This is a genomic window from Candidatus Methanoperedens sp. (assembly GCA_027460525.1).
Lineage (GTDB): Archaea > Halobacteriota > Methanosarcinia > Methanosarcinales > Methanoperedenaceae > Methanoperedens.
Window position 1 is genome coordinate 147235 of sequence record JAPZAS010000032.1, and the last position, 8678, is coordinate 155912.

Here is an 8678-nt window from a genome sequence, read left to right on the forward strand (position 1 = left end):
AAATGGTCGCTCTGGATGAGTCAATAATCGCACGACTCAAGACACACGGCAAGACGTTTGAGGTTTTTGTGGAGCCTGAGGGAGCACTGGCTCTTAAAAGGGGAGAGGCTGTTAAACTTGAAAACATCCTTGCAGTCGAGGACGTGTTCCTCGACGCAAAGAACGGCGACAGACCTGCAGAGCAGGACGTTATAAGTGCCTTCGGCACCACGGACGCGATTAAGATTGCAGAAAAAATCATTCTGGAAGGAGAGCTTCACCTTACCACAGAGCAGAAGAAAAAGATCCAGGAGGAAAAAAAGAGGCGCGTAATAAATATTATCGCTCAAAATGCCATAAACCCGCAGACAAAAGCACCGCATCCCCCAGCAAGGATCGAAGCGGCTATGGATGAGGCTGGTGTGCATATTGATCCCATGAAAGAGGTGGATGAAATGGTCAGCATCACGATGAAAGCGATAAGACCGATTATCCCGATACGTTTTGAAGAGGTAAAGATCGCGGTGAAACTTCCGGCAGAATATGCTGCGAAAGCATACGGCAGCGTTGCAGGCTTTGGCAACCTCACAAAACAGGAATGGCAGAACGACGGTTCATGGATAGGTGTTATAACCATCCCAGCAGGGAGACAGGACGAGCTGTACAGCCTCTTGAACAGGCTGACAAAAGGCAGTGCAGAGACTAAATTTTTAAAGTGATTGAAATGGAAAAAAAACTAGTAATCCCAGGTGAATTTTTATCCGATGATGTAACTCTTGCAGACGAGGGTACATATGTCGAAGATGGTAAGGTATTCTCCTCAGTCTTCGGCATAGCGTCACTGAAAAACCATATAAGGGTGGTTCCGCTTTCAGGTAAATATATTCCAATCCCAGGTGACATGATCATAGGCGTAATAACCGAAGTCTCTTTTTCGAACTGGATTGTGGATATCCGCTCGCCCTACGAGGGTTTGCTGCACATATCCGAATTCCCGAGAAGAATCGAGAGCCAGGACATGTCCAGATATCTTACTGTCGGGGATTCGATAATGGCTCTGGTAAGGGATGTAGATGCCAATATGAAAGTTGAATTGACTCTCAATGACCAGAGGTTGAGGCAGATAAAGGAAGGGCGCATTATCGAGGTCACACCTTCTAAAGTGCCCAGATTGATAGGCAGGAGCGGTTCGATGATTGCCATGCTGAAAAATGAGACAAACTGCAATATCTTTATCGGGCAGAATGGTAGGATATGGATGACGGGTAAGGACAAGGATCTGGATCTGGCTGTGAAGGCTATCTCCAAGATCGACAGAGAATCTCATATTTCAGGTCTGACTGACAGGATCATCAAGTTTTTAAAAGAAGAAAAAAGCGGGCAGGTTAAAGAACCTGAAAAAGAAGCCAAGAAAGAGATTAAGACAGAAGAACATGGTAAGGAAGAAAAATCGGAAGCAGAGCATGAAGAGGAAAAACCTGGAGGAATTCTGGACGAGCTCCTCGGGGATAAATAATTTACTTTTCATAATATAAAAAGAAGGAGAAAAGACAAGAGGAATTTTATGAGTAAACCAGAAAAGTTGTTAGAAAACGGTATCCGCCTTGACGGCAGAAAACCGGATGAACTAAGACCCATTAAAATCAAAGTGGGTGTTTTGAACAGAGCAGACGGCTCATGCTATTTTGAATTCGGGGGAAACAAGGTAATTGCAGCTGTTTATGGACCAAGGGAGGTTCACCCGCGTCACCAGCAGAAGTCAACCAGCGCTGTTGTAAGATACAGGTACAACATGGCATCCTTCTCAGTTGAGGAACGCAAGCGGCCAGGTCCGGATAGGCGAAGCATTGAAGTGTCTAAGGTAAGCCGCGAAGCGCTCGAGGCTGTGATATTCGAGGAATATTTCCCCCGCTCCGCAATCGATATCTTTGTGGAAGTGCTGCAGGCGGACGCTGGTACGAGAACAGCAGGGATTAATGCCGCTTCCATAGCTCTTGCTGATGCCGGCATACCTATGAAAAGCCTGGTCTCAGCCTGTGCTGTGGGGAAGGTAGATGATACGCTTGTTCTTGACCTGAATAAGGATGAAGATAACTACGGGCAGGCTGATATGCCCATCGCAATGACGCCAGAAGGTAAGATCACGCTGCTTCAGATGGACGGGCATCTCACCAAGGAAGAGTTCAAGGAAGGACTCGAGATGGCAAAGACCGGATGCCTTGCCATTCACGAGATGCAGAAAGCTGCGCTACTGGAGAAATACGCTTCACAGATGGAGGGTGATGTCCTTGAGTAACGAGGTAATGGCAGAACTCCGCAAGGATTATATCTACAACCTTATGGTTAAAGGGGAAAGAGAGGACGGGAGAGCTTTTGACCAGTACAGGGAAATAACAATCGACACCAATGTCATTGAAAAGGCTGAAGGGTCTGCACGCGTAAAACTGGGAGACACGCATCTCGTAGTCGGCGTGAAAATCCAGCCCGGCACACCGTTCCCAGATACGCCAGACCAGGGAGTGATTATCACCAACCTTGAGCTTATACCCTTAGCTTCGCCTGTATTTGAATCTGGACCTCCGAGGGAGGATGCCATCGAACTTGCGAGGGTGGTGGACAGGGGTATCCGTGAGTCAGGAGCCATTGATCTTGCCAAGCTGTGCGTAACAGCCGGAGAGAAGGTATGGATGGTTTTCATAGACGTGCATGTACTGGACGATGGAGGGAATATTATGGATGCCGCATCGCTCGGCTCCATAGCCGCGCTGATGACAGCAAAACTGCCTGCCAAGCGCTTCGATCTCGGCGAGGATTCGCCCCTTCCGATACGGGATGTACCTGTGGCTGTAACCGCTGTCGAGGTGGGAGGTTCAATAATGCTTGACCCATCGCTGAATGAAGCGAGCATAGCAGGGACGAAGCTTACAGTTATATCCAATCAGGATGGTTGCCTGTCCGGGATGCAGAAAAGCGGCGTACACCCCCTCACCACAGAGCAGATAAATTATATAGTGGATATTGCAATTGAGAAAGCAAAAGAGCTAAGGCAAAAATTCCTTGAGGTATAATCATGGTTGAAACTACAGCGAAAGGCAGGAAATCAAGAACAGCAGGCAGATTCGGTGTGAGATACGGCACAAAGAGCAGAAAGCTTGTGGCAGATATCGAAGAGAAAATGCGTGCTGAATATACATGTTCAAAATGCGGAGCCAAAAAAGTGAAAAGGACAGGAACAGGCATCTGGCAGTGCACCAAATGTTTGCATACTTTTGCAGGCGGGGCGTATGTGCCCCAGACTTCGGCGCACCTCACTGTGCTGAGGGCTGTCCAGGGTGAGAAAGTCGTTAGCCTGGAAGCGGAAGAATAAGCATGGTCTATAAATGCACCCGCTGTAAAAGAGCCGTAGAGATCGATTACGAATACAGCGGCATCCGCTGTCCCTACTGCGGTCATAGAATACTTGTCAAGGAAAGACCAGTGGTTGTCAAACGCATCAAAGCTGAATGATTATTACCACGGCGCGTAAACCTTCTTCAAAAATACGGATTTTTTGCAAGCATCTGGGCAGGTTCACTGGCTGGGAATACCTCACCCGGGGAAAAACCAGTTTATCGAGCCTGACAGATGAACCTTTTTTGCTGGTGGGAGAACATAAAGGGAATCCGGGAAGCTTTAAATTTTTTTCAAAAGGCAGATGTATTCTCTCTATCCACGCAAATGTATCACTCGATAACGAGATAGAGGCTGGCGAAGCGCCTGCTATTGAAGGCGAGAGCCCTCTTGCCATTGCCCTGGGAAAAGCCACGGGGCTTACGATGGGTAATAGTTCGAAACGGGTTATCCATGTTAATGGCAGAATCGAATTTATTGAGAAAGGGGTACCCTGTATCATATTGACAGTGCTGGCAGTGAGAGGCGAAGGAATTGTTTGAATCAGTCCCCGTATTTAAATACGGGGTTTTCAGGAAGGAAGAAATTAATTTCTTAAAAGCAAGAATAAGAGAGCTTGAAGAGGAAAACAGGAAACTTTCTCTCCAGCTTGAAAAAAGGGATGAAAAAGCAAAGAAAACTGTTACGACAAAACAGGAGGTTGACAGGGAATTAAACGAGGCAAGGCAGAAGCTTTCTTCGCTCGGGAATGAACTGCAAAAACTTAAACAGGAGGCTCCCCGTGAATTGAGTTTCCGATTTTCTGAGAGTTTGCCCAGGCGCAAACTGGATGAGGTTCTTTTCTTACTCGGCTCGTTGCAGTCAAAGGCTCCAACGCTTGTAACCATTTATCTTGCACGGGATGAAACACTTAAGAATATAGAAGAGACGATAGCATCCCGGCTCGACAGTTCTGCAGCATACCTGATTGAAAAAATAGAGTCGTCAACAGGCAAGGCGATTTTTTATGATACGGACCAGATTATAAAATTAGTGGTTATCCCGGTTTTCCCGATATCGCATTCAGAATGTGCCCTTGGCAGGCAATTTGCTCTTGAACCCCTGGAAAAAAGTCTCGATAGTGATAAGATTCTTGTGCTCAATGCCCATGCGGGAGAGACGTTTGCCGGCATAGTGGAAGCTGATGCTTTTGCGGAACATGAAATAGTAAGAAGCAGCGTTATGGGGAAGCATTCAAAAGGAGGATGGAGCCAGAAGCGCTTCCAGAGCCTTGTCGAGGAGGATGTCAAGCACCATGCGGATAAGGTGAGGACGGCGCTTGAAAAGATGATCGGGAAGCATAAGGATATACAGTATGTCATTGCTGGCGGCGAGGGTAAGTTAATTAAAATGATAATGGAGGGGTATGATTATCCTCTGGTTATCAAGAGCATGGATGCCGGCTCGAATGCCGAACAGGTGCTCAGGGAAGCGATGGCAGTGAGGATATACGGAATTTGACCTGAAAAAGACGATAGAAGAATGTATATACAACAACTCCAATAATATGTTTCAAAGGGATAGATATGGAACAAAAAACGGTAATTAAGATAAACGAAGATATTTTAAAAAAGACCACCAGATGCAAAAAAGACTTTTCCTGTTTATCTGGCGAAATGGAGCTTTGCAGGGTTGAACTCTGTGTTGATAATAAAATCCATTTTATTAAATGCGTGAGCGATGAACCCTGCAGTTACAAGATACCCTTCGGGTACTCTTTTGTGTGCATCTGCCCTGTGAGGAAAGAGCTGCATAACCGATATGGAATTTAACCTGTCGCTATTTTTATTAACCTCTCAGCCCACACGAGCTTTTTCTTCTTCAAGGGAGTAACATTCTCATCCCTGAAATCAAACCCGATTAAAGTAATACTTCTCGCCCCCATTTCCTTCGCAAGGAACACACTCCTGTCCCCATCCGTGAACCCCCCGAAATTATAGACGTTCTTCAGGGGTTTTGACTGCGTTGTCCCGATCACTCTTTTCAGCCTCGGCACTTCTTTCATGAGCGCCTCTATGTTATCGCCGTGGGCATGCACCACCATTATTGCGCCTGCTCTTGCCTCGTCATCCATATTGCCGTCAAGGTCTGTAACAATAATATCAGGTATAATGCCGTTACTCATCAATATGCTCGTGGCGCCATCTGCCGCTATTGTGACGTATTTTTTAAAATCCACATCTTTAATCTCATCCGCAAGTACCGGCGCCTTCCCGCACACAAGGACATCCTTCCCATTAATAGTTCTTCGCAGGACCTCTATTCCCGCAACCTCATTTTTTTTCCTTGCCTTGGTTTCAAGCGTTTCAGAAAGCAAGAGCGCGGCACGCTCATCCTTTCTCCTGTCAAAACCCATGTCCTTGAGGATTAGCTTATAAACAGGCTCCCATTCCTCAAATTTCATATATTGATTAATTTAATATTAACCGCAGATGAACGCGGATAAACGCAGATAGAGAATTAACAAATCAGTCAGAGAGGAGTTTTAATTCCCCTTTCAGCTTCTCCAATCTTCCCTTAAGCCCGGAGCACCGGCGTTTACCTTCAGCCCGAAGGCTGAGCTGGCGCTCAACCTCCTTTATCCTGCCCTTTATGTGCTGCTTTTTCAAGTCTTTTTCAATCTGGGCTTCTATTATTGAATCCTTGACGTACATTGCACCTAAAGGATGATTTCGATATCCAGCTCTTCTGCCAGTTCTTTGTACCTGTTCCGTATGGTCACCTCAGTGATGCCCGCCACTTCTGCCACTTCACGCTGCGTCCTCCTGTCGCCGCACAGGATTGAGGCAATGTATATCGCAGCCGCAGCCACGCCGGTGGGGCCGCGCCCGCTTGTGAGTTCCTTTTCTGAAGCCTGCCTGAGTATCTCAACAGCCTTTGACTGGACTTCGCCTCGGAGGTTCAATCCCGAGCAGAAGCGCGGCACGTAATCTATCGGCGATGTCGGGATTAATTTTAACCCGAGCTCCCTTGAGATAAACCTGTACGTCCTCCCGATTTCCTTCCTGCTCACCCTTGATACTTCACCTATTTCATCCAGGGTTCTGGGGACATTGCACTGCCTGCATGCCGAATACAATGCTGCTGCAGCCACGCCCTCGATGCTCCGCCCGCGTATGAGGTTCTTATCAACCGCCTTGCGGTATACAACTGCTGCGGTTTCCCTCACGTTCTGAGATAAACCCAGAGCCGAAGCCATCCTGTCAAGTTCAGAGAGGGCAAAAGCCAGGTTCCTTTCTGTTGCATTGCTAACCCTTATCCTTCTCTGCCATTTTCTCAGCCGGTAGAGCTGCGCCCTGCTCTTGGATGAGATGGATTTGCCGTACGAATCCCGGTTCCGCCAGTCTATCATTGTAGAAAGCCCCTTATCATGGATAGTATAGGTCATGGGAGCGCCCACACGTGAGCGCTTCATCCTCTGGTCGTGGTCAAAAGCCCTCCACTCAGGTCCCTGGTCTATAAAATCTGCATCAACCACAAGCCCGCATTCGTTGCATACAAGTTCAGCCCGCTCATAGTCGTGCACAAGTGTATGACTTCCGCATTCAGGGCATACCACTGTTGCTTTTTCAAACTGACCGAGCTTTTCTTTCTCCTTTTTTTGTTTAATGCCTTCTCTTATCTTCTCGCGTTCGGTCTTCTCAACTTCTTTAACTTTCTCAATTTCTGCCATTTTATCATTCCTTTATGCCAAATAGACTCTTTCGTTTCTCAGCTTCACGAGTAGAGAGCCTGTGGTTTCTCTGAATATCTTGATGGAAATGTAGGGACCATTTACCGGACCGAAAATTTCTTTTATCCTTCCGATTTTCTTCATATTTTTTGTGACAACCGTTGAATTTTCAAATAAATCACCTGTTTTGAGTGTTTTATCAGCACGGACTATCAACAGGTTATCGACAGTATGCAGAATAGTTCCCAGTCTTTTCAATTTCGCCTCAGACGGAAAGGTTATATATAGCTAAATGTGCTATTTAAACTTTTTGGTCAAACTGGGTGTGGGACAAAAATGAAAGACGCCCTGTACCCATAAGCAACTTCAGTCCTTTAAAACAATAACGAAGACTCTTTTACCAATGTACTTTTTTTGAGCGTCTATCTTGGCACCATTTCCATAGGGTGTCACTTTTTTCTCATATATTTCTTCAACATTGTCTTTTATTGTCAATTTTCCGCCAACAACGGCTTTAATTTCTCTCATGCTATAGTATATACATGTAAATACTTATATACTTTGTGGACATTATGTGCTTATGTTCAAAAGTGATGATATCAGGGACAGGATAAAGGACATAGAAGAATTTCTGCTAAAGCAATACAAAGAGAACAAAGAAGAAAAGAAACGCGATTGGCGGACATACGAAGAACAATTGATGAACAGGATTAAAGAAGCAATTCGTAACCTTGAACCTTTGATAAATGAAGCGACAAATATTAAAATTCACAGAAGTAGGGGAAGACCTCCAGTTCTCAATCTTAACCAGAGGGTAACTATCCTTTTATTGAAAGAACTGTTTGGAGAGAGTAACAGAATGATGGCTTCTATGCTTGGTTTATTTTCTCTCCTTTCAGGAATTGATGTCGGCTATAAAACTGTGGAAAGATTGTACTCAAATCATGATGTTGAGATGGCAATTCATAATCTTCACATCCTGATTTTAAAAGAAAAAGGAGTTAAGAATATTGATGCATGTGGAGATGGGACTGGCTATTCATTGACTATAAAAAAACATTATGCTTCTGAAATTCAGTTACAAAATGATAAAGCGAAAGAGTACTCTGGAACTAAAGCTTTTGTATATTCTTTCAAATTGCTCGATCTTGAATCAAAATTGTATGTAGCATTTGGAATGAGTCTAAAGAGTGAAAAAGAAGCTTTTGATAGAGCAATGGAGATGCTAAAACACATTGATGTTAAAATCGAAAGCGTAAGGCTTGATAAATATTACAGCTTTCCTTCGTATGTCGATAGATTCGGGGAAGCTAAGGTCTATGTCATTCCAAGAAAAAATGCCACTTTGAGAGGTTCATGGAAGTGGAAGGATACAATGGAGGAGTTTATAGATAATACGATTATTTACCTTGGACAATATTTTCTCCGAAATAATTCTGAATCTGGATTTTCAGCGGATAAGAGGTGTTTTGGATGGACGGTGGGACAAAAAAGGGATGATAGAATTGAAACTGCTTTATTTTGCACTGGCGTCTGGCACAATTTGCTAAACTTGTACCCGACTTAATTCTGTCCCACAGCCGGTCAAACTTTTATT

The 8678-nt window shown here is 45.0% G+C and carries 15 protein-coding genes; 10 read left to right on the top strand and 5 right to left on the bottom strand.

Annotation, left to right across the window (positions count from 1 at the left end; translation table 11 throughout):
• Positions 1–2 precede the first annotated feature (2 nt).
• From O8C68_11765 to O8C68_11805, 9 genes are all read left to right on the top strand, one after another.
• A complete protein-coding gene (locus O8C68_11765) occupies positions 3–698 on the top strand; it encodes a ribosome assembly factor SBDS (protein ID MCZ7396467.1) in 696 nt (231 codons plus the stop codon).
• Between the two features lie 5 nt (positions 699–703).
• Entirely contained in the window at positions 704–1495 is a 792-nt protein-coding gene (rrp4, locus tag O8C68_11770; GenBank protein ID MCZ7396468.1) for an exosome complex RNA-binding protein Rrp4, read from the top strand.
• Between the two features lie 48 nt (positions 1496–1543).
• Positions 1544–2275: an exosome complex exonuclease Rrp41 gene (gene rrp41 / locus O8C68_11775; protein ID MCZ7396469.1), complete on the top strand. Its 732-nt coding sequence runs from the start codon at positions 1544–1546 to the stop codon at positions 2273–2275.
• Positions 2262–3047: an exosome complex protein Rrp42 gene (gene rrp42 / locus O8C68_11780; GenBank protein MCZ7396470.1), complete on the top strand. Its 786-nt coding sequence runs from the start codon at positions 2262–2264 to the stop codon at positions 3045–3047. Before rrp41 ends, rrp42 begins: the two co-directional genes overlap by 14 nt.
• Entirely contained in the window at positions 3047–3346 is a 300-nt protein-coding gene (locus O8C68_11785) for a 50S ribosomal protein L37ae (GenBank protein ID MCZ7396471.1), read from the top strand. The genes rrp42 and O8C68_11785 overlap by 1 nt, the downstream gene beginning before the upstream one ends.
• Positions 3347–3348: 2 nt before the next feature.
• Complete coding sequence (locus O8C68_11790) at positions 3349–3486, top strand: DNA-directed RNA polymerase subunit P (protein MCZ7396472.1); 138 nt, start codon at positions 3349–3351, stop codon at positions 3484–3486.
• Positions 3483–3911, top strand: a complete 429-nt coding sequence (locus O8C68_11795; protein ID MCZ7396473.1) for a hypothetical protein — start codon at positions 3483–3485, stop codon at positions 3909–3911. The genes O8C68_11790 and O8C68_11795 overlap by 4 nt, the downstream gene beginning before the upstream one ends.
• Entirely contained in the window at positions 3904–4869 is a 966-nt protein-coding gene (locus tag O8C68_11800; GenBank protein MCZ7396474.1) for a Vms1/Ankzf1 family peptidyl-tRNA hydrolase, read from the top strand. Before O8C68_11795 ends, O8C68_11800 begins: the two co-directional genes overlap by 8 nt.
• Positions 4870–4934: 65 nt before the next feature.
• Positions 4935–5180 (top strand): hypothetical protein, encoded by a 246-nt coding sequence (locus O8C68_11805; protein MCZ7396475.1) that lies wholly within the window; start codon positions 4935–4937, stop codon positions 5178–5180.
• On the opposite strand, the gene O8C68_11810 is transcribed toward O8C68_11805, so the two are convergent.
• The 5 genes from O8C68_11810 to O8C68_11830 form a co-directional block, all read right to left on the bottom strand.
• The gene (locus O8C68_11810) at positions 5177–5812 is read right to left on the bottom strand and encodes a DUF115 domain-containing protein (protein MCZ7396476.1); all 636 of its coding nucleotides are present in this window, start codon (positions 5810–5812) and stop codon (positions 5177–5179) included. The genes O8C68_11805 and O8C68_11810 overlap by 4 nt on opposite strands.
• Positions 5813–5876: 64 nt before the next feature.
• A complete protein-coding gene (locus O8C68_11815) occupies positions 5877–6062 on the bottom strand; it encodes a hypothetical protein (GenBank protein ID MCZ7396477.1) in 186 nt (61 codons plus the stop codon).
• 5 nt (positions 6063–6067) lie between these two features.
• On the bottom strand, positions 6068–7081 hold the full coding sequence (locus O8C68_11820; protein ID MCZ7396478.1) for a transcription initiation factor IIB: 1014 nt from the start codon (positions 7079–7081) through the stop codon (positions 6068–6070).
• A gap of 12 nt (positions 7082–7093) precedes the next feature.
• Positions 7094–7339, bottom strand: a complete 246-nt coding sequence (locus O8C68_11825) for a Gar1/Naf1 family protein (GenBank protein MCZ7396479.1) — start codon at positions 7337–7339, stop codon at positions 7094–7096.
• A 108-nt stretch (positions 7340–7447) separates the two neighbouring features.
• On the bottom strand, positions 7448–7609 hold the full coding sequence (locus tag O8C68_11830) for a DUF2080 family transposase-associated protein (GenBank protein MCZ7396480.1): 162 nt from the start codon (positions 7607–7609) through the stop codon (positions 7448–7450).
• 52 nt (positions 7610–7661) lie between these two features.
• Here O8C68_11830 and O8C68_11835 point away from each other — a divergent pair, with 52 nt between their 5' ends.
• The gene (locus tag O8C68_11835) at positions 7662–8648 is read left to right on the top strand and encodes an ISNCY family transposase (protein ID MCZ7396481.1); all 987 of its coding nucleotides are present in this window, start codon (positions 7662–7664) and stop codon (positions 8646–8648) included.
• Positions 8649–8678 lie beyond the last annotated feature (30 nt).

Excerpts from the sequence above, each read along its gene's own strand:
- O8C68_11765 (MCZ7396467.1), top strand. The coding sequence starts at position 3 with ATGGTCGCTCTGGATGAGTCAATAATCGCACGACTCAAGACACACGGC.
- rrp4 (MCZ7396468.1), top strand. The coding sequence starts at position 704 with ATGGAAAAAAAACTAGTAATCCCAGGTGAATTTTTATCCGATGATGTA.
- rrp41 (MCZ7396469.1), top strand. The coding sequence starts at position 1,544 with ATGAGTAAACCAGAAAAGTTGTTAGAAAACGGTATCCGCCTTGACGGC.
- rrp42 (MCZ7396470.1), top strand. The coding sequence starts at position 2,262 with ATGTCCTTGAGTAACGAGGTAATGGCAGAACTCCGCAAGGATTATATC.
- O8C68_11790 (MCZ7396472.1), top strand. The coding sequence starts at position 3,349 with ATGGTCTATAAATGCACCCGCTGTAAAAGAGCCGTAGAGATCGATTAC.
- O8C68_11795 (MCZ7396473.1), top strand. The coding sequence starts at position 3,483 with ATGATTATTACCACGGCGCGTAAACCTTCTTCAAAAATACGGATTTTT.
- O8C68_11805 (MCZ7396475.1), top strand. The coding sequence starts at position 4,935 with ATGGAACAAAAAACGGTAATTAAGATAAACGAAGATATTTTAAAAAAG.
- O8C68_11810 (MCZ7396476.1), bottom strand. The coding sequence starts at position 5,812 with ATGAAATTTGAGGAATGGGAGCCTGTTTATAAGCTAATCCTCAAGGAC.
- O8C68_11815 (MCZ7396477.1), bottom strand. The coding sequence starts at position 6,062 with ATGTACGTCAAGGATTCAATAATAGAAGCCCAGATTGAAAAAGACTTG.
- O8C68_11820 (MCZ7396478.1), bottom strand. The coding sequence starts at position 7,081 with ATGGCAGAAATTGAGAAAGTTAAAGAAGTTGAGAAGACCGAACGCGAG.
- O8C68_11830 (MCZ7396480.1), bottom strand. The coding sequence starts at position 7,609 with ATGAGAGAAATTAAAGCCGTTGTTGGCGGAAAATTGACAATAAAAGAC.
- O8C68_11835 (MCZ7396481.1), top strand. The coding sequence starts at position 7,662 with ATGTTCAAAAGTGATGATATCAGGGACAGGATAAAGGACATAGAAGAA.